Source organism: Pseudomonas sp. GL93, assembly GCF_003408955.1.
Lineage (GTDB): Bacteria > Pseudomonadota > Gammaproteobacteria > Pseudomonadales > Pseudomonadaceae > Aquipseudomonas > Aquipseudomonas paracarnis.
This window is the reverse complement of the sequence record NZ_NKRF01000082.1, coordinates 1-22,371: the sequence shown is the minus strand read 5'-3', so window position 1 is coordinate 22,371 and position 22,371 is coordinate 1. Positions and strand designations below refer to the sequence as shown.

21 protein-coding genes and 1 pseudogene are annotated in these 22,371 nt (G+C 57.9%); 12 read left to right on the top strand and 10 right to left on the bottom strand.

Annotated features, from left to right (window positions below; translation table 11 throughout):
* Nucleotides 1-111: 111 nt before the first annotated feature.
* From glgX to CER19_RS29300, 8 genes are all read left to right on the top strand, one after another.
* Entirely contained in the window at nt 112-2,271 is a 2,160-nt protein-coding gene (glgX, locus tag CER19_RS18075; RefSeq protein ID WP_116667409.1) for a glycogen debranching protein GlgX, read from the top strand.
* A 1-nt stretch (nt 2,272) separates the two neighbouring features.
* Nucleotides 2,273-3,271, top strand: coding sequence for an acyl-CoA dehydrogenase family protein (locus CER19_RS18070; RefSeq protein ID WP_116667408.1), 999 nt, complete (start codon nt 2,273-2,275; stop codon nt 3,269-3,271).
* A complete protein-coding gene (locus tag CER19_RS18065) occupies nt 3,268-4,026 on the top strand; it encodes a PIG-L deacetylase family protein (RefSeq protein ID WP_116667407.1) in 759 nt (252 codons plus the stop codon). The genes CER19_RS18070 and CER19_RS18065 overlap by 4 nt, the downstream gene beginning before the upstream one ends.
* Nucleotides 4,023-4,622 carry an SAM-dependent methyltransferase gene (locus CER19_RS18060; protein WP_116667406.1) on the top strand — a complete coding sequence of 200 codons (600 nt, stop codon included), beginning with the start codon at nt 4,023-4,025 and terminating at the stop codon, nt 4,620-4,622. Before CER19_RS18065 ends, CER19_RS18060 begins: the two co-directional genes overlap by 4 nt.
* Nucleotides 4,619-5,278: a glycosyltransferase family 2 protein gene (locus tag CER19_RS18055; RefSeq protein WP_116667405.1), complete on the top strand. Its 660-nt coding sequence runs from the start codon at nt 4,619-4,621 to the stop codon at nt 5,276-5,278. Before CER19_RS18060 ends, CER19_RS18055 begins: the two co-directional genes overlap by 4 nt.
* Nucleotides 5,279-5,689: 411 nt before the next feature.
* Nucleotides 5,690-6,451: a PIG-L deacetylase family protein gene (locus CER19_RS18045; protein WP_116667403.1), complete on the top strand. Its 762-nt coding sequence runs from the start codon at nt 5,690-5,692 to the stop codon at nt 6,449-6,451.
* Between the two features lie 220 nt (nt 6,452-6,671).
* Nucleotides 6,672-8,825: a TonB-dependent siderophore receptor gene (locus CER19_RS18040; RefSeq protein WP_116667402.1), complete on the top strand. Its 2,154-nt coding sequence runs from the start codon at nt 6,672-6,674 to the stop codon at nt 8,823-8,825.
* 185 nt (nt 8,826-9,010) lie between these two features.
* Nucleotides 9,011-10,498, top strand: coding sequence for a methyl-accepting chemotaxis protein (locus CER19_RS29300; protein ID WP_116667401.1), 1,488 nt, complete (start codon nt 9,011-9,013; stop codon nt 10,496-10,498).
* 57 nt (nt 10,499-10,555) lie between these two features.
* On the opposite strand, the gene CER19_RS18030 is transcribed toward CER19_RS29300, so the two are convergent.
* The gene (locus CER19_RS18030) at nt 10,556-11,461 is read right to left on the bottom strand and encodes a LysR family transcriptional regulator (protein ID WP_116667400.1); all 906 of its coding nucleotides are present in this window, start codon (nt 11,459-11,461) and stop codon (nt 10,556-10,558) included.
* A 67-nt stretch (nt 11,462-11,528) separates the two neighbouring features.
* The gene (locus CER19_RS18025) at nt 11,529-12,302 is read right to left on the bottom strand and encodes an SDR family oxidoreductase (protein ID WP_105226955.1); all 774 of its coding nucleotides are present in this window, start codon (nt 12,300-12,302) and stop codon (nt 11,529-11,531) included.
* A 184-nt stretch (nt 12,303-12,486) separates the two neighbouring features.
* Here CER19_RS18025 and CER19_RS18020 point away from each other — a divergent pair, with 184 nt between their 5' ends.
* Nucleotides 12,487-12,843 (top strand): VOC family protein, encoded by a 357-nt coding sequence (locus CER19_RS18020; RefSeq protein ID WP_116667399.1) that lies wholly within the window; start codon nt 12,487-12,489, stop codon nt 12,841-12,843.
* A 78-nt stretch (nt 12,844-12,921) separates the two neighbouring features.
* On the opposite strand, the gene CER19_RS18015 is transcribed toward CER19_RS18020, so the two are convergent.
* Nucleotides 12,922-13,443 carry a DUF2867 domain-containing protein gene (locus CER19_RS18015; RefSeq protein WP_116667398.1) on the bottom strand — a complete coding sequence of 174 codons (522 nt, stop codon included), beginning with the start codon at nt 13,441-13,443 and terminating at the stop codon, nt 12,922-12,924.
* Nucleotides 13,444-13,509: 66 nt separating this feature from the next.
* On the opposite strand from CER19_RS18015, the gene CER19_RS18010 reads away from it, so the two are divergent.
* Nucleotides 13,510-13,758 carry a DUF6429 family protein gene (locus CER19_RS18010; RefSeq protein WP_116667397.1) on the top strand — a complete coding sequence of 83 codons (249 nt, stop codon included), beginning with the start codon at nt 13,510-13,512 and terminating at the stop codon, nt 13,756-13,758.
* A 76-nt stretch (nt 13,759-13,834) separates the two neighbouring features.
* On the top strand, nt 13,835-14,455 hold the full coding sequence (locus CER19_RS18005) for a LysE family translocator (protein WP_116667396.1): 621 nt from the start codon (nt 13,835-13,837) through the stop codon (nt 14,453-14,455).
* Nucleotides 14,456-14,684: 229 nt separating this feature from the next.
* Here the strand turns inward: CER19_RS18005 and CER19_RS18000 are convergent, their stop codons facing one another.
* On the bottom strand, nt 14,685-15,200 hold the full coding sequence (locus CER19_RS18000; protein ID WP_116667395.1) for a GNAT family N-acetyltransferase: 516 nt from the start codon (nt 15,198-15,200) through the stop codon (nt 14,685-14,687).
* Between the two features lie 116 nt (nt 15,201-15,316).
* Nucleotides 15,317-16,531 carry an aldose 1-epimerase family protein gene (locus tag CER19_RS17995; protein WP_116667394.1) on the bottom strand — a complete coding sequence of 405 codons (1,215 nt, stop codon included), beginning with the start codon at nt 16,529-16,531 and terminating at the stop codon, nt 15,317-15,319.
* A gap of 497 nt (nt 16,532-17,028) precedes the next feature.
* On the opposite strand from CER19_RS17995, the gene CER19_RS17990 reads away from it, so the two are divergent.
* On the top strand, nt 17,029-17,331 hold the full coding sequence (locus tag CER19_RS17990; protein WP_116667393.1) for a hypothetical protein: 303 nt from the start codon (nt 17,029-17,031) through the stop codon (nt 17,329-17,331).
* A 202-nt stretch (nt 17,332-17,533) separates the two neighbouring features.
* Here the strand turns inward: CER19_RS17990 and CER19_RS28620 are convergent, their stop codons facing one another.
* The 5 genes and pseudogenes from CER19_RS28620 to CER19_RS29110 all read right to left on the bottom strand — a co-directional run.
* Nucleotides 17,534-18,364: a hypothetical protein gene (locus CER19_RS28620; protein ID WP_133298343.1), complete on the bottom strand. Its 831-nt coding sequence runs from the start codon at nt 18,362-18,364 to the stop codon at nt 17,534-17,536.
* Nucleotides 18,365-19,903 carry an AAA family ATPase gene (locus CER19_RS17985; RefSeq protein ID WP_133298342.1) on the bottom strand — a complete coding sequence of 513 codons (1,539 nt, stop codon included), beginning with the start codon at nt 19,901-19,903 and terminating at the stop codon, nt 18,365-18,367.
* Nucleotides 19,904-20,236: 333 nt separating this feature from the next.
* Nucleotides 20,237-21,265, bottom strand: coding sequence for a DUF4238 domain-containing protein (locus CER19_RS17980; RefSeq protein ID WP_116667391.1), 1,029 nt, complete (start codon nt 21,263-21,265; stop codon nt 20,237-20,239).
* Between the two features lie 66 nt (nt 21,266-21,331).
* Nucleotides 21,332-21,886, bottom strand: coding sequence for a hypothetical protein (locus CER19_RS17975; RefSeq protein WP_133298341.1), 555 nt, complete (start codon nt 21,884-21,886; stop codon nt 21,332-21,334).
* A 168-nt stretch (nt 21,887-22,054) separates the two neighbouring features.
* Nucleotides 22,055-22,264 (bottom strand): annotated as a pseudogene (locus tag CER19_RS29110) (hypothetical protein); the annotation flags it as partial.
* Nucleotides 22,265-22,371 lie beyond the last annotated feature (107 nt).

Genomic DNA, 22,371 nt, shown 5'->3' with positions numbered 1-22,371 from the left:
CTGCAGCACGCATTGCGCGCTGCAGGCCCTTTTCCGTCCATGCCATGCGCTGAAGCACCGTCAGTACGGCGGCGTTCGGCCCGAAAAAAGACCCTTTGCAGGAGCAACTCGATGAGCAAACCCGACAACACCACAGCGACGCCGGTTCATGAGCCGTCGCGGATCCGTGAAGGTTTGCCCTTCCCCCTCGGCGCCACCTGGGATGGCCTGGGTGTGAACTTTGCGCTGTTTTCCGCCAACGCCACCAAGGTGGAGTTGTGCCTGTTTGACGATTCCGGCGAGGTCGAACTGGAGCGTATCGAACTGCCCGAATACACCGATGAGATTTTTCACGGCTACCTGCCCGACGCACACCCCGGACTGATTTATGGTTACCGCGTATACGGTGCCTATGACCCGGCCAACGGTCATCGCTTCAACCACAACAAACTGCTGATCGACCCCTACGCCAAGCAACTGGTGGGCGAACTCAAATGGTCCGAAGCACTGTTTGGCTACACCATCGGCCACCCGGACGACGACCTCAGTTTCGATGAACGCGACAGTGCGCCCTTCGTGCCCAAGTGCAAGGTTATCGACCCGGCGCACACCTGGGGCAACGACCAACCGGTACGGGTGCCGTGGGACCGCACCATCATCTACGAAACCCACCTGCGCGGCATCAGCATGCGCCATCCTTCGGTGGGTGAGTCAGTGCGGGGTACCTGCGCCGGCTTGATGGAAGATGACGTGCTCAAGCATATCCGTCAGTTGGGCATTTCCTCGGTCGAGTTGCTGCCCGTGCACGCCTTCGTCAACGACCAGCATCTGCTGGAAAAAGGCATGACCAACTACTGGGGCTATAACAGCATTGCGTTCTTCGCCCCCGACCCACGCTACCTGGCCAGCGGCAAGATCGCCGAATTCAAGGAGATGGTCGCGCACCTGCATGAGCAAAAGCTGGAAGTGATTCTGGACGTGGTCTACAACCACACCGCCGAAGGCAACGAGCGCGGCCCGACCCTGTCGATGCGCGGCATCGACAACGCCTCCTACTATCGCCTGATGCCCGACGACAAGCGCTTCTACATCAACGATTCCGGCACCGGCAATACCCTGGATCTGAGCCACCCGTGCGTGCTGCAAATGGTTACCGACTCCCTGCGCTACTGGGCCACCGAGATGCACGTGGACGGCTTCCGCTTCGACCTTGCGACCATCCTCGGGCGCTACCGCGACGGTTTCGATGAGCGCCACAGTTTCCTCGTGGCTTGCCGCCAGGACCCGGTGCTGCGCCAGTTGAAACTCATCGCCGAACCCTGGGACTGCGGCCCTGGTGGCTACCAGGTGGGCAACTTTCCACCAGGCTGGGTGGAATGGAACGACCGCTTCCGCGACACCGTGCGTGCGTTCTGGAAAGGCGACGACGGCCAACTCGCCGATTTCGCCGGGCGCATGACCGCCTCGGGCGAGATGTTCAACCACCGCGGGCGCAGGCCGTACAGCTCGGTGAACTTCATCACCGCCCACGACGGTTTCACCCTGCACGACCTGGTGTCGTACAACGACAAACACAACGAGGCCAACGACGAGAACAACCAGGATGGCAGCAATAACAACCTGTCCTGGAACCACGGTGTCGAAGGCCCCACCGACGACCCGGAGATCAACGCGCTGCGCCTGCGCCAGATGCGCAACTTCTTCGCCACTTTGCTGCTGGCCCAAGGCACGCCAATGATCGTCGCCGGGGACGAGTTCGCTCGCACTCAGCACGGCAACAACAACGCCTATTGCCAGGACAGCGAGATCGGCTGGGTCAACTGGGACCTGGACGATGACGGCAAGGCCTTGCTCAAGTTCGTCAAACGCTTGATCAAGCTGCGCCTGGCGTACCCGATCCTGCGGCGCGGGCGTTTCCTGGTGGGCGACTACAACGAAGACATCGGCGTGAAGGACGTCACCTGGCTCGCGCCGGATGGCAACGAAATGACCACCGAGCAATGGGAAGACAGCCAGGGCCGCTGCCTGGGCATGTTGATGGATGGCCGCGCCCAGGAAACCGGGATTCGCCGTGCCGGGGCCGATGCCACGCTGCTGCTGGTGGTCAACGCCCATCACGACCTGGTCAATTTCCGCCTGCCGCCCGTGCCGGAGGGTGAGTTCTGGACCTGCCTGCTCGACACCAACGACCCGGCGGTGCGTGGCCAGGAACGCTTTGATTTCGAGCATGAGTACGCGGTCACCGGCCGCTCGCTGCTGCTGTTTGAACTGCAGCACGAAGGCGAGGTGTGAAATGGCGTTGCACGGTTTCCTTCAGGGCTACCGGGGCTATGCCGACACGCAAGCCCTGGGTAATGCGCTGAGGGCCCTTCAAGAAGAAGGCCTTGATCAACTGCCGTTGCCGGGCAGCGGCGAGACCCTGGCCCGCCTGAGCCAATTGGCCCAGGTGGCCGGGCATGACCTGCGCCTGTGCAAGTTGTTCGAAGGCCATACCGATGCGCTGGCGATCATTGCCGAACTCGACAGCCCCCTGCCGCCGCTGGGCAGCACCTGGGGCATGTGGGCCGCCGAGCCGCCGACTGCCAAGGTGCGCGTGCGTCGCGACGGCCAGCGGCTGCTCGTCGAGGGGCGCAAGGCCTGGTGTTCCGGTGCGGCGGTGGTCAGCCATGGTTTGCTGACGGCCTGGGACGAAGAGGACCGCCAACAATTGGTGGCCGTGGCGATGGATCAACCGGGCATTACCGTGACGGATGAGGGTTGGAAGGCGGTGGGCATGGCGGCGACCGGTAGTGTCGACATCCTGTTCAGCGCCGCCAGGGGAATTGCCGTGGGTGGCCCGGGTGACTATCTGTCTCGCCCGGGCTTCTGGCACGGTGGGGTCGGCATCGCCGCGTGCTGGTACGGCGCCGCGCAACGCCTGGGCGAAGTGCTGCGCGCCCAGTGTGCCAAGCGTGCGGAGCCCCATGCGCTGGCCCACCTCGGCGCGGTCGACAGCGCCCTGAACAGCGCTGCCTGCGTGTTACGCGCCAGCGCCGCGCAGATCGACCGCGAGCCTCGCGCTGATGCGCGGCAACTGGCGCAACGGACGCGCGCCTGTATCGAGGACACGGTCGAGCAAGTGATCCAGCATGTAGGCCGTGCCGTCGGCGCCGGGCCGTACTGCAAGGACCCGCACTTTGCCCAGTTGATGGCCGATTTACCGGTGTATGTGCGGCAAAGTCATGCCGAACGCGACTTGGCCGCCCTCGGTGAGCAGGTCGCGGGCGAGCCCACAGGGAGATGGGCGCTATGAGGCCCAATCCGATTGTTGGCCAGGGCACGCCGTTGAGCCACTGGCAAAACAGCGCACGATTGGCCGAGTTGCCGCACATCAGTGTGGCGCAGTTGGTGCCGCCAGGGCATCGAGCGGTGATCGTCGCCCCTCACCCGGATGACGAGGTGCTGGGCAGTGGCGGCCTGCTGCAAGGGTTGGCTGCGCTGGATCGCCCTATCCAGCTGATCTCCGTCACCGATGGCAGCGCCAGCCACCCTGGCTCGCGGCGCTGGCCGGTGGAGCGCCTGAGTGTGGTACGCCCGCAGGAGTCGGCGCAGGCCTTGCACCGCCTTGGCTTGCCGCTGCACAGTTTGAAATGGCTGCGCGGCGGGTTTGCCGACAGCCATGTGGCCGAGCGCGAAACCCAGCTTTGCGAGTTTATCCAGCGCCACCTCAAGCCCAACGACGTGGTGTTCGCGACGTGGTGCGAGGATGGGCATTGCGACCATGAAGCCGTGGGCCGCGCCAGCGCCAAGGCAGCCAAGGCCATCGGCGCAGTGTTGTGTGAACTACCGGTGTGGACCTGGCACTGGGCCACTGCCGAAGACCACAAGGTGCCCTGGCATCGGGCGCGCAAGATCCCGCTGACCGCCGAGCAAGTGGCACGCAAACGTCATGCGATTCACGCCTTCGCCAGCCAGTTGGAGGGCGACCCGCAAATCGGCCTGCCTCCGGTGCTGGCGCCCTATGTGGTGGAGCGCTTGCTGCAACCTTTTGAGATGGTGTTCGTATGAGTGTGGCAACCCCCTACTTCGACCAGTTGTTTGCCGGCAATGACGACCCTTGGGCTTTTCGCCAGCGCTGGTACGAACAACGCAAGCGCGCCATGACCTTGGCTATGCTGACGCGGCCGCGCTATGCGTCGATATTCGAGCCGGGTTGTGCCAATGGCGAACTGAGTGCCGAGCTGGCGCCGCGTTGTGAGCGCCTGCTGTGTTGCGACACCGCCAGCGCTGCGGTGCGGCTGGCACAAGCGCGGCTGGAGCGTTTTGTTCATGCGCGCGTGGAGCAGCGTCGCCTGCCGGAACAATGGCCCAGCGGGCAGTTCGAACTGATCGTATTGAGTGAGCTTTGTTACTACCTTGATGTAGATGATTTTAATCGCCTGATCGATTGCGCCCTTGGCGCCTTGAGCGCTGATGGGCAACTTCTGGCCTGCCATTGGCGGGCGCCCATTGATGGTTGCCCGCAAACCGCCGAACAGGTTCACGCCGTGCTCCAACAGCGTCTGGGTGTAGCGCCGTTGGTGCAATACCAAGACGCGGATTTCCTGCTCGACCTGTGGAGCCTCGACGGCACCTCGGTCGCTCGCCACGAGGGTTTACGATGATCGGTATTCTGATCCCGGCACATAACGAAGAAGCCTTGTTGGATGATTGCCTGAGGGCTGCGCGGATCGCCGCCGACCACCCGGGCTTGCTGGGTGAAGCGGTACAGATTCTGGTAGTACTCGACAGTTGCAGCGATGCCAGCGCGGCGATTGCCCAGGCCCACCAGGTGCATTGCCTGCACGTGCAGGCCCGCAATGTTGGCCACGCCCGTGGCGTGGGTGCCCGGTACTTGCTGGAGCATGGCGCGCGGTGGATTTCCTGTACCGACGCCGACAGTCGCGTCGCCCCTGACTGGCTGGTGGCCCAACTGGCTCAAGGTTGCGACGCGGTGTGCGGCACAGTCACCGTGGACGCCTGGAGCGAAGACTTCGACCCGGCCGCGCAGATACGCTATCAGCAGGCCTACCAGGCCCGCGACGGGCATCGGCATATCCACGGTGCCAACCTGGGCGTGAGTGCCCGCGCCTATGTAGAGGCCGGTGGGTTTGAACCGCTGGAATGCCACGAGGATGTACAACTGGTGCGTGAATTGGAGCGTTGCGGTGCCTCCATTGCCTGGAGCCATGCACCACAAGTGGTAACCAGTGCGCGGCTGGATTGCCGGGCTGAGGGTGGGTTTGGTGATTACTTGAAGAGCTTGATGCGGGCTGGGTAAAACAGCTGACTGATCCAAGATCCCCGTTGGCTGGGGCGCCGTCATCGCAGGCAAGCCGTAATGCCAGTCAGTTAAGCGTACATCGCCCTCTGTAGGAGCGAGCTTGCTCGCGAAAAACCGCAACGATAACGCGTGCTTTCTGAATGAACGCGGCGCCTATGAGTTTTTCGCGAGCAAGCTCGCGCCTACAAAAGCCTTAACTGACTGGCTTGCCTGCGATGACGTCAGCCCAGCAAACATCCCATCAAAGTTGTGCAGATACCCATGCCTGTCTATGCTCCTAACGCCTCGCACAGCACTCCAATAGTGGTATGCCACGCACTCACCTCAGCGGAGCCTGCGGTGAAGACAAGAGCGTCGTCCCGTCAACGGAGCACGACCCGGTATCAACCGACAAGGATGTGACACCCCATGAAGCCTGCCTCCTTAAGCGAAGGCCGTCGCGGCCCCGTGCAAATCTGGAACACTGCGCCGCAGTTGGCGCAAATCCCCATCATCTCCCCGAACACCCTGGTACCGCCCGGCGCTCGCGTCGTGGTGATCGCACCGCACCCGGGCGATGAAGTGCTGGCGTGTGGCGGTTTGCTGCAACTGTTCAGCACTCACGAGCATCCGCTGCAATTGATCTCCATCACCGACGGCAGCGCCAGCCATCCCGGCTCGCAAGTATGGCCGGCCAGTCGCTTGAGCGTGGTGCGCCCCCAGGAAAGCGCCGAGGCCCTACGCCGATTAGGCATGCCCTTGCACAGCCTGAAATGGATTCGTGGCGGGTTTTGTGATGACGCCCTGGCCGCCCGTGAACAGCCCATGAGCCAATTCATCGCGCGCTACCTGCAACCCGGCGACGTGGTGTTTACCACCTGGCGCAACGACGGCAATGACGACCACGACGCCGTCGGCCGCGCGAGTGCCAAGGCATGCAGCCTGGTAGGGGCGCAACTGTATGAACTGCCGATCTGGGCCTGGCATTGGCCGGCCCGGGAAAGCGCGGTAATGCCCTGGCAGCGTGCGCGTAAGGTCCGCCTGGACACCTGGACCGTCGCGCGCAAGCTGCACGCCGCCCATGCCTACGCCAGCCAGTTGGTGGGCGACCCGCAAATAGGCTTACCGCCGATGCTCGCGCAGATATTGCTGGAGCGCATGCGCGAGCCCTACGAAATCCTGTTCACCTGAACACCACCCTACCCCACCCTGTAGGAGCGAGCTTGCTCGCGAAAAAATCAAGAACGGCGCGTTTAACCAGACAGCCCGCATTAACCTGATGTTTTTCGCGAGCAAGCTCGCTCCTACAGAGTTCGGGCTTTTCCCGACAGATTCAATCTGCCAGACTGATGCGAATAATTATCAACAGATTTATTATTCGCCACGGACGGCACTTGGGAGCCCTACTTTCATGTCTGTGCAACAACGCAACGGCAACGTTTTTACACCCAGTCTGATGGCGATCACTATCGCTCTAGCCACCTCCAATGCGGCCCTTGCCGCCGACGCCGAAGCACCGGCCACCATTGAGCTGGGCGCCACCCAGGTCTCGGGGCAACAGCTTGGCGCAACCACCGAAGGCAGCGAGTCGTACACCACCGGCTCGATGAAGACCGCGACCAAACTGCCTCTGACCCTGCGTGAAACTCCGCAGGCCGTCACCGTGATCACGCGCCAGCGCATGGATGACCAGGCCATGACCAGCATCAACGACGTGGTCAACGCCACGCCGGGGCTGTTCCTCAATTACTCCAACGGCCCTGGGCGGCAGGCCTTTACTGCACGCGGTTTTGATATCGACAACCTCATGTATGACGGTATCCCCAGCGGCTACAACGGTGCCTCGGTAGGCGCCCAGCCAAACCTGGCAATGTTCGACCGCGTCGAAGTGGTGCGCGGCGCTACCGGCCTGGTGACCGGCGCAGGAAACCCTTCGGCCGCCATCAACCTGATCCGCAAGCGGCCACTGGACGAGCAGAAAGTCACCCTCACCGGCGCCGTCGGCAGCTGGGACGATTACCGTGGCGAGCTCGACGCCTCCAGCCCCCTCAATGACAGCGGCACCTGGCGCGGCCGTGTCGTCACCTCCTACCGCGATGCCAACAGTTTTATCGACAAGGCCGAGCAGGATCATGGCCTGTTCTACGCCGTCACCGAAGCCGACCTGAGCGAAGACACCACTCTGACCCTCGGTTACTCGAACCAGAAGGACAAAACCAACTACTTCTGGGGCGCTTCGATGGTCGGCCTGGATGGCCGCCACCTGGGCCTGTCGCGCTCCTATAACCCAGGCACCGACTGGGAAAACAAAGACCAGGAAATCAACACCCTGTTCGCTGAGCTGCGCCAGCGCCTGGCCAATGACTGGAGCCTGCAAGTCAACGCCAACTATGCCGAACAGAACGCCTTGTTCTCCGGCTCCTACCAATCGCGCTGGACCAACAACACCCTCGCCCGCACGGTGTACCAGGCCAGCTACGATGAGAACCAGGCCGGGCTCGACGCCTTTGCCAGTGGCCCGTTCGAGGCTTTCGGCCGTACCCATGAACTGGTGGTGGGCGCCAGCAAGCGCATCTACGACATGACCACCCACAACTACAGCCCGTATGACCTCAACTGGCCGATCAATGCGGGCAAACCGAACTTCAACCGCACCAACAACGTTCGTGAAGTCACCACCCAGGACGGTTTCTACCTGACCAGCCGCCTGAGCCTGGCCGACCCGCTGAAGCTGATCCTCGGCGCTCGCCTGGACTGGTACGACTACGACAACCATGATGCCGCAGGCGACTACAAGGTCACCCGCAACCTCACCCGCTACGCCGGCCTGATCTACGACCTGGACGACCAGCATTCGGTATACGTGAGCTACAGCGACATCTTCACGCCGCAAAAAGACAAGAGCACAGCCGGCAGTCCGCTCAAGCCCATCGTCGGTAAAAATTATGAGGTTGGCGTCAAAGGCGAATATTTTGGTGGCGCGCTGAATGCCAGCGTGGCGCTGTTCCGCGTCGACCAGGAAAACCGCGCTGTGGCCGTGGTGGTGCCCAACTGCCCGCAGGCGTCGTGTGCCGAAGCCTCGGGCGAAATCCGCAGCCAGGGTATCGACTTCGAACTGCAAGGCGCCTTGACCGAAAACTGGCAGGTCGGCGGCGGCTATACCTATGCGCGCACCCACACCATCAAGGACGACGCCAACCCGCAGAAGGTCAACAAGCAATTTGACACCGACATCCCGGAACATCTGTTCAAAGTGACCACCCGCTACAACTTCCAGGGCCCGCTGGAAAAACTGCGAGTCGGCGGCAATATCTCCTGGCAGAGCCGCATGTACAACGACATCAAACTAGCGGATGGCAGCAACTACCGGCTCCAGCAAGGCGGCTACGCCGTTACCGACTTGATGGCGGGTTACCGCGTCAATCAGCACCTGGATTTGCAGCTCAACGCCAACAACATTTTCGATCGCCACTACTACCAGTCCATCTCCAACTCAGTGACTTATGGCGGCGACTCCTATGGTAGCCCCCGCAATATGATGCTGACTGCCAAGTACAGTTTCTGAGCCCCATCGCTACCTCGGCTGCCCGCTCGGGCAGCCGTTCTTAAAGTCCCGCGCCCGCGTGCCGATAACGCGTGGGTAACCGGCAACAATCCTGAACATCTGCTTCACTCCACAGCGACGCGCCTGTGTGGCACACCGCGTGCTTGTTTGACCTCGACGCCCCCCCTCTCATGGAGTAAGAGTGAATGCCCGTCCGTTTTCTCGAGCACTATCGCAAGGCCGACCGCATCATGCTGGCATTGATCTGGCTGATGTTCCTGTTCTCCCTCGGCCTGGCGTTCTGGCACGACACCCTCATGCAGGCCGTGATCGTCGGTGGGGGCACCGGCGTGGTGCTCACGGCGCTGTACCGCGTGATTGGCGGCACCCGCGTGATGCGTTGTGCACTGGGTGCCGGCTTGATGGTGATGGCGGCGTTGCACATCAACCAGGCGCACGGGGTGATCGAATCCCACTTCGGCATTTTCGCGCTGTTGGCGGTGCTGACCTTCTACCGTGACTGGCTGCCGATCCTGGTGGCGGCACTGACCATCGCGGTGCATCACGTGGTGTTCCATGCCTTGCAACACCAGGGTTTCCCGGTGTTTGTGATGGAGCATCACGGCGGCTGGACCATGGTCTTCGTCCACGCCTTCTATGTGGTGATGGAGACCGTCGCCCTGCTCTACCTGGCCGTTCATAGCCAGGCCGAAGCGGTGGAGAGCCAGGAAATGCTTGAGAAGATGCTCGCCGTTACCTCGCAGTTCACCGTGGAAACCGCCCAAGGTGAAGGCAAGGCCCACGTGTCCCTCGCCAAGCGGTTCGACCACTTCCTGCAGCAACTCACCCACCTGATCGACGGCGTCGCTCGGGACTCCCATGGCCTGGGCCAGCTCGGCCAGGAACTGGCCAGCGCCAGCGGCACCCTGGAAAAAGGCGCACGGCATCAACTGGCGCAGATCGGCGAGATGACCGGCTCGATGCAGCGCATGGAACACGCCATGGGCCACATTACGGTGCAGGTCGAACAGGCGGTGGAGCATGCAGGCCAAGCCAGCCAACAGATTGTGCGCGGCCAGGAAAGCGTCGGCCGCGCCCAGCATGAAATCAGCCAATTGGCTTCGCGTATCAACGGCACGGAGTCGACCGTGGAATCCCTGGCGGTGCAGGCAGAGCAAATCGGCTCGGTGCTGGAAGTGATCAGCAGCATCGCCAACCAGACCAACCTGCTGGCCCTCAACGCCGCCATCGAGGCCGCCCGCGCCGGCGAGCAAGGCCGTGGCTTTGCCGTGGTGGCCGATGAAGTGCGCAGCCTGGCCCAGCGCACCGCCCTCTCCACCCAGGAAATCAAGAGCATCATCGAGGGCCTGCAACACGGCAGCCGCCAAGCCGTCGAAGCCATGCACGCCAGCCGCGAAGGCGTAGAGCGCTGTGTGGCAGACAGCCAAGTGGCCGTGGACATGCTACGGGCGGTGGGCGAGGACATCGCGCACATCGACCAACTCAACGGCCACATCGTCACCACCACCCGCGAGCAGACCTCGGCCAACCTGGAGATCGTCGAGCGCTTGCAGTCGGTGCAAAGTATCGCCCAGAACACCGCCGACGACGTCGAGACACTCGCCCGCAGCAGCGAACGCCTGCCACCGATCGCGGTGCGGCTGGATGCGTTGGGGCGCAGGTTTCATCCTTGAGCCCAATCCGGAACATGGCGAATCAGAGAGAACAGGTGGGCATACCGCTGGAGTGCATCAAGGTTCCAGATGCGGAGCCATCAAGGCGGCAAACCACTCGATGAACGCGCCAAGGCGACGAGAGCGTTGGCGGCGAGTCGGGTACAGGACTGAAACGCACATGGGGGCCGGCCGATAGGCCGCCATCACCTCCACCAATTCGCCGCTGTCCAATAAGTGCTGAACATCGAACAACGGCACCTGAATCAAGCCAAGCCCTGCACAGCATCCTGCGATATAGCTTTCGGCATTGTTGACCACCACGCGGCTCGGCATCATGACAGCCTGCCCGGTGCCATCGACGCAATATTCCCAGGCCGTTTCCTGGCCGCCTGCGCTTGTGCTGTAGCCGATACAGACATGCCGATTTTGCAAATCGCAAGGCTGTGTGGGCACCCCGAATTCCGCCAAGTAGGCGGGGCTCGCGCAATTGACCAGCAACACTTTGCCCAACGGTTTCACCACCAGGCTGCTGTTCTGCGGGGTGCCAAAACGAATGACACAGTCAACGCCTTCCTGTACCAAATCAATGGCGCGATCGGTGGAGCCCAGGCCGAGTTGGAGCCCAGGGTAGAGGCGGAGAAACTCGGCCAACGCAGGCATCACCAGGCGCCGCGCTATGCGGCTGGGCACGTCCACTTCCAGACGGCCCATGACCTGTTCCTGGTGGCTGTTAAACAGTTGGTCGATATCATCGATGTCCAGCAAGACTTGGCGCGCCTTCAGCAGTAACTGGGTGCCATCGGCGGTCAGGGAGACCTTGCGGGTTGTCCGGTGCAGCAGTCGAGTGCCGGCATTGGCCTCCAGTTGTTGAATGGCGGCCGACACGCTCGCGCGTGGCAGCCTCATCAGCCGTGCCGCTTGTATGAAACTGCCAAGCTCTGCGACCTGAACGAAGACGCGGTACTGTTCGATTCTATCCATGGGCTCTCAATGCTCGGGGGCACGGATCAATCGGCGCTCACCACGTCTGTGCCTGCGCGTTGACCGTTTACTTGGTGGTGTAGCCGCCATTGATCAAAATTGTCTGGCCAGTCACCCACCACCCGTCACTCACCAGGTTACGGATGAACGGGACCACATCCTCGATATCTGTCAGGCCCGTGCGCGAGAACGGCGACAGCGCGGCAGCCGTCTTATGGTAACTGACCGCATCTTCGCCTTCGGCCGGGTAGAAGAACGGCGTATCCATCGGCCCCGGCCCTACTGCCGTGACCGAAATACCCCGAACGCCCAGCTCCTTCGCCGCCGCCCGCGTGAATTGCTCTACCGGCGCCTTGCTGCCGGCATATGCAGCGTAAAAGGGCGTGAAAGCGCCCAGCAGTGAAGTGACAATAGTGCAGATCTTGCCATTGTCATTGAGGTGCTTGCCGGCTTCCTTGATAAAAAAGAACGCAGTCTTGGAATTGACGGCCATCATCTCGTCGTACTCCGCCTCCGTGATTTCAGCCATTGGCTTTTTCAGCACCTTGCCCACGGTATTGATCGCGATGTCCGGCCTGCCGACTGCCGCGACGGCATCATTGAAGAGCTTTTCCATCGCCCCCGCCGTGGTCAAGTCCGCTTGCAAGGCCACAGCCTTCGCGCCTAGCGCCTCAATTGCGGTGACGGTTGCGTTCGCGTCAGCTTGGCTGGAAGCGCTGTTGTAATGCACCACGACAGCCTTGGCGCCATGCTTGGCCAGATCGCGGGCGATCAACCCGCCAAGGTTCTTCGCACCACCCGCGATCAGTGCAACCTTGCCGTTGATTGAATGATTAGGCATGACAACATTCCTTTAGTTGGGAGAAGTACGCCGCCATTCTAGAGTGGCCCTCGACAAAGATAAGCACACCTTGGCTGGATGCACTGTTCAGAGATACTGCCTAATCACAAAGGCCCTATCGGTGAATGAAAAGGACGTGAGGTACGCTACACTCCGGCCTTGCACACCGGCCAAGGAAGCCCCCATGAGTACTCGTGGCAGAGACCGACAGATCGACAATATCGAATTCAACGTAAGCGACATTGCCCGCAGCAAAGCCTTCTACGGCGCTGCATTCGGCTGGACATTCGTCGACTACGGCCCCACCTACAGCGAGTTCCGCGATGGCCGGCTCACGGGTGGTTTCACCACCGGCGAGCCTGTGCGGCCGGGCGGCCCCTTGGTTATCGTGTACGCAGATGACTTGGACAGTGTGCAGCAGCGGCTTCAACAGCTGGGCGCGGTGATTACACGCCAGACGTTTTCGTTTCCAGGAGGCCGCAGGTTCCACTTTATCGATCCGGATGGATATGAACTGGCGGTGTGGAGCGTTGCGCTGTGATCCAGCGCTTTCGCTGTATCGCTGAAGCTCGACAGCTCCAACCAAGGACAGGTTGCGTTGTGTAAGCCTGTTCTGGGTTCAAAGCTGTTGCAGCTTGCGCTGCAAGCGGGTCATGTGCCGATTGACGATCAAATTGTGCGCTGGCCCCACCGGCAGCATGTAAAGGCGCCCGAAGGTGTTGTGGGTGATCACCGATGAAGTGATCGTCAGCACACGATCAGCAATTGAAAGGCAAATCATCACATCCAGGTGCCGGTCACGCTCAGTCAGCACCAGCCTATCCGGCGCACAGTCCTCTACCTGGAAAAAATCAAGCTGCTCACCCGCTTGCACCGTCACGCGCCGATTGCCGGAGAACCCGCCGATGCGCTTTACGCCAAACCTTGAAGAAATCCCATCCCTGATCCGAAAGGCCAATCGCAACAGCTGCCCCGGTTCAGCGGTCATGATGTTCCAGGCTTCCAGCGCGCTGATCTCAGTCGGCAATGGCACCGACCTGCAATCGTAATAATCGAGTTCAGACGGTGCACCCAACGTGTGACTGACAGAGTTAGTCGCCAAGGTTTTTCCGTCCATGACCAAAACAGGGATTTGCATCATAACGCTTCAAGCGAGATGCTGCGCTAAGCTCGACAGGGTCTGTGTAATCCAAACGGAGTACCCATTATGGAATACGACGAAAAACTGATTGAGGAAGCCGTACTTGCCCTGCTGACCACCTTCAGCTTTGATAACGGCAACTCATGGAAAGGCCACGACTTTCATATAATGAACCGACTCCACGAGCAAGGTTTTATCAGTAATCCGGTGAACAAAAACAAATCCATTTGGTTGACGCAGGAAGGCTTGGAACGGGGCAGGCAAATTGCCGATCGGTTGTTTGGCGCGGCACCTGAAGCGCTCGCGGGGCCATAAGCCCAGCCACGGAGTGTTAAACCGCGCTTCATGCGTTTATCCTCAAGACTCCCCGACCTGCCAACCCGGAGCCGCCATGGACCTCACCACCCTCGCCCTCTTCCTCCCCGCCTGCTTCGCCCTGAACATGGCCCCCGGCCCCAATAACCTGCTATCCGTGAGCAACGCTACCCGCTATGGCTACCGCACCTCCTGCCTCGCCGGTCTCGGCCGTCTGCTGGCCTTCGCCGGCATGATCGCCCTCGCGTCCGCTGGCTTGGCGGTGGTACTGCAAACCTCGGAGTTGTTGTTCTACGGGATCAAGATTCTCGGCGCGGCGTATCTGTTTTACTTGGCATATCAGCTATGGCGCGCAGACCCGCAGCAGCAGGTAGAAACCGCGACGAGCAAGGTAGGCCTGTGGGCCTTGGCGCGGCAGGAATTTCTGGTGGCCGCGGGCAACCCCAAAGCGATCCTGATCTTCACCGCCTTCCTCCCACAATTCGTGGTGCCCGGCCAACCCATCACCGCGCAATTTGCCCTGCTGGGTGTGATGTTCCTGGCCTTGGAATGGGTGGCTATCAGCGCCTACGCCTATATGGGCCTGCATATGCGCCGCTGGTTTGCCGAGCCGAAGGGCAAGCGCCTGTTCAATCGCTGCTGCGCGGGTTTGTTGTCAGCGGCCGCGGCGGTGTTGTTGACTGCGCGTAAGGCATGAGTGAGGCGTGAATGCGCCTGTGAAGATGACCGTCATCGGCATAGGTATCCACCTAACTTCAGTACGACGCTGCACCTGTGGCGAGGTAGCTTGCTCCCGTGACGACCTGGCAGCCGACGCCAATATAATTGATGCCCCGTGATCCAAATGTGGGAGCTGGCTTGCCTGCGATGACGGCCTGGCAGCCGACAACGATCCAACTGATGCCCAAGCTGCGTAAATACCTAGGCTATCTCAACGGCAAACCATACCTCACCTCCACCAGCGCCACACCGCCCCTCTCAAGATGGCGCTCTGTCCCGACCTCCTCCACACACCCCGCCCGGCGATAAAATCGAATCGCCCGTACATTACCGGCCAAGACCCACAGCGTTAAACGCTCATAGCCTTGCGCCAACAGGTCCTGCACGCCGGCATTCCACAAGGCCCGCCCGACGCCGGTGTGCCAATGCTCAGCGAGTACGTAGATGGCCATGACCTCACCTGCAGTGGCCTGCACGGCGTCTTCGTCACGGCTCGCGCCGACGGCTATCCAGCCAACCACCTGCTGGCCCACCTCGGCAACCCATACCGTTGACTCACCCGAGGCAATCGAGCGAACCCAATGGGCTTCGCGCCGAGCAAGCGTTGCTTGCAATCCGCTCAAGAACTGGGCGGGCATCAGGTCACGGTAGGCGTCTTGCCAACTGCTGATATGCACTTGGGCAATGGCTTTTGCGTCGGCGGGTAATGCCCTGCGAATCATGGAGATGCTCCTGAAATACGGTTATTTCAGTATGCATGCCCGTCGATGACAGTTGCAGGGCGCGGATTCCGGCGTCGATGAAGAACGCCGGGCCCGCGTGAAGGCTCCAGCCAATGTCACCCCTTGGTCAGATCCACCAAAGGCGTCTGCCGCACCTCAGTCTCCCGCCCACCCTGAATCTCGCTGACCTGCTTCAAGGCCCTTTCCACAGCCGCCTTATCCGCCAACAAGCTGTAGCTGATACGGAACTGCTTATGTTCCTTCGCCCCGATCGTAGGCACCAGGTTCAGTGGCCGTTGATAACGACGGTTGTACGAAAAACTCGTCCCCGGCTCCAACCCAGTGACATAGCCCTGCCCTTGGGTATCTGTGTTCTTCCACAGGGAAAACACCGGCAGTGTCTGCGTATTGAAACCAACCGAAACCCCCAGGCTACCGGCCTTGTTATGCAGCACGGTCAAGGTATCGCCCTTGGCATCGGCATACGGCACCACGTTGTAAACCGTTTCGTCATAGTCCTTGGTCGGCGCACGGTAGGTTTGCCAGTCGGCCAGTTCGCCCTTGGCTTTGTCGTTGAACGGCGACACTTGCTTCACCGGCGCAACGAAACGCGCGCCCTGCTCCAGGAACGGGGTGCTGAAGTTACTGTGATACAGCGCCTGATATTCCTTCGGATAATCGCCATTGTTAGTCAGCGTGTCGTTGAGGGCGAACACCACACTGCCAGGCTCGGTAACCAGTTCAGTCGCAACAGAGAAATCGACCTTCTTGAACGCCTGCTCTTTCAGCTCGCCGCGCAGGGTGATGGCGTAAGGTGGTTTTTCATCGATATGCAGGGTGACTTTGTTCGCAGGAATATTAGCGGCCCGCCCGTGTAGGGTCAGCAGCTCGCCGTTGTCGATCCCAGGGTGCCCGACCCACTCGTAGCCGCAGCGGGTGACCAGCTCATTGAAACCTTCCAGCCAACCCAGACCACCACGGCCATTGAGCTCGATGAAGGACGGATTCACCACTTCCTTGACCGGCGAATCCCACCCCATGCGCACATCGCCAACCGACGCCTGCAACACGTTCATGCCGCGAGTAGGCACTACCGAGAGCTTCATCGTGCCGTTATCGATATCGACGATGCTCACGCCCTCCTGCCGACCACCGTGCAGGGTGCGCAGAGTGACGCTGAAGGGTTTGTCGGTTTGGATGCCGAGCTGCTGGCTGGTGACCTGCCAGTTCTGGGCGGCTTTGTCGGTGTCGAGGAGCACGTAGTCCCAGGCCATGGCGTGGGAGGCAGCAGAGAGTGCGCTGAGGGCAACGAGGAGTTTTAGCGGGGTCATGGCGGTGGCCTTTATTGGAGTTATTGGCGTTTTATAAACTCGATTAAACGTTTCAGCAAGCTTAAAAAGCGAGACGGTGCATGGAAATATCAAAAAGGATTGAGGGAATATTTGGGAGATTGAGACGGTGCGATTGCGAGCACGACGGACAACAAAGTGGATGGGTTGATTTACCTGCTGGGTCGTCATCAGCTTCAGCGTATCGAAGTCGTTTACAACCTCAAGGTTGATCCTCCAGCGCATTGACGCTTATAGTCCGCCCCGTCGCCCATATGGCGATCAGGTTTGGCGACCTGACTATCGGATGCAAAAGCACTGCGCTTTTTTGCAAATGCTGCTGCACATTCGCAAAGCTGCCTCAATGGCAGCTGTGCGCGGGAGACCTTCGGGTCTGCCGGGTCTCCGATACCGGTTCGCCAACCTGCGTACAGCTGCCACCCGATCGTTTGGCGACGACTGGGTGGTGGTTAACCGCTGCACTTATCGGAGATTCACAGATGGAAAGATATATCCCCCTTACCGGAATAGATCTGGTTCCTGCATCCCTGCTCATTGATTCGGAAGCACCGCTTGATGTGCTGCAAGCGATGGCTGACTATCGCATTCGCACCGTGACACAAGTGTTGGAGAACATTGCCTTTCGGGGTGAGGTAGACGCTGACTGCGTTGTGCTTTCAGACTTCGCACAATTGTTGGCTATACCGTTGCGTGACGGATGTGACCTGATGGATGTCATCGGACGGCGATTGCAGAAGGAGGCTTCCGAGGCGGAAGTTGCGCCTGCCGAGACCGTTAGCTAGCGGATGATCTCCGCGCGCTGGAGTCGAACAGGCCAGCGCGTGGGGATAGAGTGAGCGTCGCCTCGCTGACTGCAATCGGTCAAAAGCAGCCTCTCAGAGAATGAGGTATCTCTCCTGACGATCCGCCGAGCAAGCTCTAGGGAGAATAAGCTGCCAGGTTGAAAGCTCGCGCAAAGCCTACATACCTGCTAAGTCCTTTGGCTCATAGCGTACTGCTATATTGAGATGCCAAAGCCTCATATAAAGCTGCTTTCCATAAGTTCTTTTTCTTAGCTCGCTCAACTGTAGCAATCGTGGCAAACTCCTTAGCTCTCGACGATAAGTCGCCACTATAACTAAGCAAGTCTGCTATTTCGGATGCTGCGCGCTTTGCATATCGACTCTCAAGTTCCAAATCTTGGAAATAATTCGATATTCTTTTCTTTAATTGTGGTGACCAATGCGCAGGGGGATCTACGAAAAACTTCGCCACTGGTAGTGCGGCCCCTTTCAACTGAGCATAGAGCCATGGTTCGCTAGTGAGAATTGAATGCTCAAAATATGGGTGTAAAGATTCATTTTTTTTTGATATTACGGAAGCACCCTTGCTTTTATTGCACTTCATACAAGCTGGCACTAGGTTGTCTACAAGAACAGAAAAAATTGGATATCGAGACTTGGAAGCGAAATGATCAACACTGTCGACATGAGTCAAATCGCACAGCGGGCACATACTAAGAGGTATACTATTTAGAATTTTGTCATAATAAACTCTCCCGTTACTGTCGGGACCAACCATGCACTGTGTATAAAGTTGCTTGAAGTGCCCTTTAGTTAGAGACTTAATTATAGTTTGCCAGTCTTTTCCATGTTCGCAGGACTTCAAGCAGGATAAATTCTCCAAAGCTGCGTGGCCGACATAGCTCCGAAACTCAGCTAGAATATCGTTCTTTGAGTCAACGAATTTGGCGCGAAGCCCGGGATCTTTAATGCTGCTAACACAGGCATCGAAAACATCAACCGAGTCAATATTCAGTTTGGGCAGGATATTCACTCACTCAATCCCCGACTGACTTTTCGACTCAAGCATTGCTCTTAATATTAACTGCCCTTCCAGCCCTAAATGTCCGGAATACTCAGATAGAATTTCTTCGAATGACTGTCCGCTTTGTACTGAGCTCGCTAGAATGTCATGAAATCCGGATTTTATTGATTCTAACCCAAATACTGATTTGGTGAGCGCCCCAACATTTTCCCCAAAAGTCTCTCTTTCGGGCGGATCGATCCGCTGTTGATCGCCGTTTCGCGTCAATACGAAAGCACATGAATTTGGCACCTCTTGCAAGACCACTGGTGAATGCGTGGCTATAAGAGCAATAGCGTTGCGATCCATTAGGAGATCTGCCAGCGCCCTCATGAATGCAGAAAGCAGCGGTGGGTGCAGGTGGGTCTCTGGCTCATCCATGAGGACGAGCGTTTTTTCTTCTACTACGTCAACCAAATGCGTAATAGTGTGCAAAATTATAAAGTGGCCTGAACTGGCGCTTCTTATTTTTTCAATAATTTTATCTTTAACCCATTCAAAAGGCTGCAAGGAGAGTTCGGCTAGGTTCATCTCGGCAAAATTCAAGTCTGACTCTAGTCGTTTAATCGCTGCGACCCACCTACTGCGCTTTCTTTCCTGGCTCCAGCAGGACTCAATAGACTCTAATGTTTCAGCGAGGAAATCTGAGGGCCCCTTTGCTATAGCGGAAATCTCTCCATTATCGCAAATAACTCTGCGCTTCATACCGATATAAAAGTAAGCTACTCCTTCAGATCTATTTTGGCGATTATCGGGTGGCATGAACGTATCAAATGCGCTGAAAGAGACAGAAACCACGCTACTGAAATATTGCTCGGGCATTTCTGAATACACTCCTGCCACACTTACCAGAAAACCTCCATCGCAACCATGAACTCTATCAACAATATTTGAAACCATAGAGTTAAGTATCGTTGTTTTGCCAGCTCCATTCCTCCCAATAAGAACATGTATGTTAGTTGGCGGCATTGAGCCAGGCTTAACATTAAAGCCTAACGATATATTGCTGCCATTGTTTTTTGAGTGATTATAGGAAAACTTGTAAGGGGTGAGGGGTGGAAGGCCTCTGGCAGTTCTTTTATATTGAGGGAAAGCTGCCAGGCTCACCGTTCTTAATAGTGAGTAACGGAAAACTTCATGTTTCTGGGACTGGCGTAATACCTCATCCATCCACGAGGCGTCACGCATTGATTCCAATATGTTATTAACATCGCTTGGGCTAAAGTTCTCATGTAGAATTTCATAATAGGCAATATCTTGGCCTATCGAGAAAAAATTCTTTGGAAGACCTAGTAGCTCTTTACCTTTAAGAACATCCCGGGTCCATCCAGCCGGTTGATCTTCATACCCGATTTTTACTTCACCAAGGCGGAGTACTGAACCTTGGCAGAGCACAGATACTGAAAATGTTGTCTTGAAATTATAATCATCCCAGCTGCTAGGCGATAAATAAACCCACCCTGACGATGGGTGTTTATTATAGTCACTCTCTAATAATATTCTGTACACAAACTTCCCTTTTATATGTTATTCACGATTAGCGATTTGGCGCCTTCCGATCGTCCCATTCAACGCCGTTCAGCTCCTGCGCTCCGCCTTGCCTACTGATTGGAAAATGTTCCTTCCATATCGTCCATTTCGCGAAAAACCTTAAACTTCGTCGCGCTAGCAAGTGACGACACGTGCGCTCCAGTACCTATCCACCGTCATTTTTTACATCTACGGGGGGCTTTACCTCGCTCGCGAGAACCGGTTATGGCTGGCAGCTTCTGGCCGATTGCTAACTTTCGCTAGGGGCAGCTTTCGACCCCAACAGGGCTTTCAGGTGTGAGGGCAATTACGTCAGAGGTCAGGATACTGTGCTTCCTCTCTTGATTGGCTTTCATGCCACTCCTCCCAAAGTTTCGCATCTGCATCAAATAGTTCACGAGAGACAGTGCGTGGCCTGATCTCATCAATATCCTGTATATCCGTTGCAAATACGTAGCGGTTGGCACCATTGAGGATGATCGTTCGAATAAATGCCGCTTCCGTAAGACTCAGCGTGGTGCCTCGTTGAGGGGGGCGATAACCAACACAAGCGAATAGAAGATGCTTGGGGCTCAGAGGAAGGAAAAGTCTTGTGCCTGGCACACCCCAGCCACCCTCCAGGCTCAACTTCCCGTTCACTCCGACGCCCAGTCTCGTGAACGGGTTATCGGTGGTTGGCCAGGTGATTCCAGGGGGAGCCTGCAGGATGGTCCATCGATGAGTTGGTATGCGATGGATTGTGTTCTTGAGGATGTGTTCGAGCTGCCAAATCCAAAACTTCCGTCCGTTCAACACCCTTGCTTCGATACCTTCCTCGCCGTCCTCATTCTTCACACGATGGAGTTTGAGCGGAAGCTTGCTGTATGGGTCTACAACTGGGGCGGGTTCAAGCTTGATACCGGCAGCTAACGCTTCGCTAACTTTGGCAACCGACCCTTTCATCGATTCAGACAAAAATGCTCCAAGCGTTTCGTCCTGGCGCTTCATAAATCGCTGCAAGCCGGCGGGCGTCCTGACAGATTGGGCTACGGCAAAGCGGAATAAATTGTTCCAATCCTCGCTGGTTAATCGCGACTCGCTCACCACCTTAGCGATCGCCGCGAATCCAGGCTCTTCGAAGTCACGATCAAGCCAGCGCTCTATCTCATCGCTATCTTTAGACCCCGAAAAGTAAGTGTACAAGTGTTGGTGTTTCGCAATACTTTTGGGTGAGTGCGGCTTCCAGATCTCGGATTTTTCATGTGGCACCAAAAGCCTGTAGGTAAGGATTTTACCATCGATCGTCCACTGCCTCAGGTAGGCCTGAGGTACATAGTGGTTGTCCTTTTTGAAGTTTTCCATCTCGGGGTTAAATCCTCATTGCTCTGCCATAGTGCAGTAAGCCGTCTTCAAGATTCGTGAGCGGGATCAGAAAAGCTGACGCACACGCCCTTCAAGCAAGCTTCTTCCAAGAGAAAAGAACCAGCACTGTGTCAACAATGCGAATCCCCAGACGATAAAGAAGCTAGCCTTCGAGAACTGAAATGTTTCGGGCTCATACCACCACCAAAGAACGGGGATAGCAAAGAAAAGTCCTACCAACACACGCCACAGCGAGTGAAGTGCTGTCCCGATTTCTGTCCAGGTAGAGCGCCAGAATGCAGAACGAGCTTTGATCAGCTCTGTTTTCTTCCAAACAAAGCGGTCAAAGAGAACTGCTATGAGATAAGGCGCTGGCAAAGTGATCAGGTACCAAAGTACTTTATCAGGCGGCATCTGAGCCTTAACGGCAGCGTCCAGCAGCTTAACTCCACCTGACCAGTAAGCGATGAAGGTAGGGACGCTTCCCAAAGCCAAAGCAATGAAAAATTCTTGATACAGCCTCTTGCGCTTATCCATAGCTACCATAACGTTAATTTTTAGAGCACCATGGTAACGGCCTTGTGCCACTACAAGCCAGTAGCCTGACCCTGATTGCTTCAAGTAGGTCCTTCGGTGCGGAATGCGCATTTCTCGTGTCTACCCACGCCTACCTCTTTCCAGCTGGCGCGCCCACTAGAAGGCCTGGGAGGTTTCTGGTAGCTCAGGCGTCCTTGTTTACTGCTCCAAAAAATAAATTACCCTTAGTTTTATTATTCACAAGATGACCGCCTATGTCCGAAATCCGTCGGATACATCCGCTCTCAAAAAATCCAAACTCACACCACAACCCCCATGCCTCTCCACCAAAAAATCCACAAACGCCCTAACCCGCGCCGGCATCGCCCCTCCCCCCACAAACCCCCCAAGAATCGCCTCCACATCCCCCCGATTCAAATCCTCCAGCACCACCACACACTCCCCCCCCCCCACCCCCTCCACCCCCCCACACCCCCCAACCCCCTCACCTCATCCCCTCTCCGCTCACCCACCCCGCTAACCAATCCCTCACCCCGCATTCCCCTATCCCTCAACAAACATGACAAACA

Coding starts and splice junctions, on each gene's coding strand:
- glgX (WP_116667409.1), top strand. CDS start 112: ATGAGCAAACCCGACAACACCACAGCGACGCCGGTTCATGAGCCGTCG.
- CER19_RS18070 (WP_116667408.1), top strand. CDS start 2,273: ATGGCGTTGCACGGTTTCCTTCAGGGCTACCGGGGCTATGCCGACACG.
- CER19_RS18065 (WP_116667407.1), top strand. CDS start 3,268: ATGAGGCCCAATCCGATTGTTGGCCAGGGCACGCCGTTGAGCCACTGG.
- CER19_RS18060 (WP_116667406.1), top strand. CDS start 4,023: ATGAGTGTGGCAACCCCCTACTTCGACCAGTTGTTTGCCGGCAATGAC.
- CER19_RS18055 (WP_116667405.1), top strand. CDS start 4,619: ATGATCGGTATTCTGATCCCGGCACATAACGAAGAAGCCTTGTTGGAT.
- CER19_RS18045 (WP_116667403.1), top strand. CDS start 5,690: ATGAAGCCTGCCTCCTTAAGCGAAGGCCGTCGCGGCCCCGTGCAAATC.
- CER19_RS18040 (WP_116667402.1), top strand. CDS start 6,672: ATGTCTGTGCAACAACGCAACGGCAACGTTTTTACACCCAGTCTGATG.
- CER19_RS29300 (WP_116667401.1), top strand. CDS start 9,011: ATGCCCGTCCGTTTTCTCGAGCACTATCGCAAGGCCGACCGCATCATG.
- CER19_RS18030 (WP_116667400.1), bottom strand. CDS start 11,461: ATGGATAGAATCGAACAGTACCGCGTCTTCGTTCAGGTCGCAGAGCTT.
- CER19_RS18025 (WP_105226955.1), bottom strand. CDS start 12,302: ATGCCTAATCATTCAATCAACGGCAAGGTTGCACTGATCGCGGGTGGT.
- CER19_RS18020 (WP_116667399.1), top strand. CDS start 12,487: ATGAGTACTCGTGGCAGAGACCGACAGATCGACAATATCGAATTCAAC.
- CER19_RS18015 (WP_116667398.1), bottom strand. CDS start 13,443: ATGATGCAAATCCCTGTTTTGGTCATGGACGGAAAAACCTTGGCGACT.
- CER19_RS18010 (WP_116667397.1), top strand. CDS start 13,510: ATGGAATACGACGAAAAACTGATTGAGGAAGCCGTACTTGCCCTGCTG.
- CER19_RS18005 (WP_116667396.1), top strand. CDS start 13,835: ATGGACCTCACCACCCTCGCCCTCTTCCTCCCCGCCTGCTTCGCCCTG.
- CER19_RS18000 (WP_116667395.1), bottom strand. CDS start 15,200: ATGATTCGCAGGGCATTACCCGCCGACGCAAAAGCCATTGCCCAAGTG.
- CER19_RS17995 (WP_116667394.1), bottom strand. CDS start 16,531: ATGACCCCGCTAAAACTCCTCGTTGCCCTCAGCGCACTCTCTGCTGCC.
- CER19_RS17990 (WP_116667393.1), top strand. CDS start 17,029: ATGGAAAGATATATCCCCCTTACCGGAATAGATCTGGTTCCTGCATCC.
- CER19_RS17980 (WP_116667391.1), bottom strand. CDS start 21,265: ATGGAAAACTTCAAAAAGGACAACCACTATGTACCTCAGGCCTACCTG.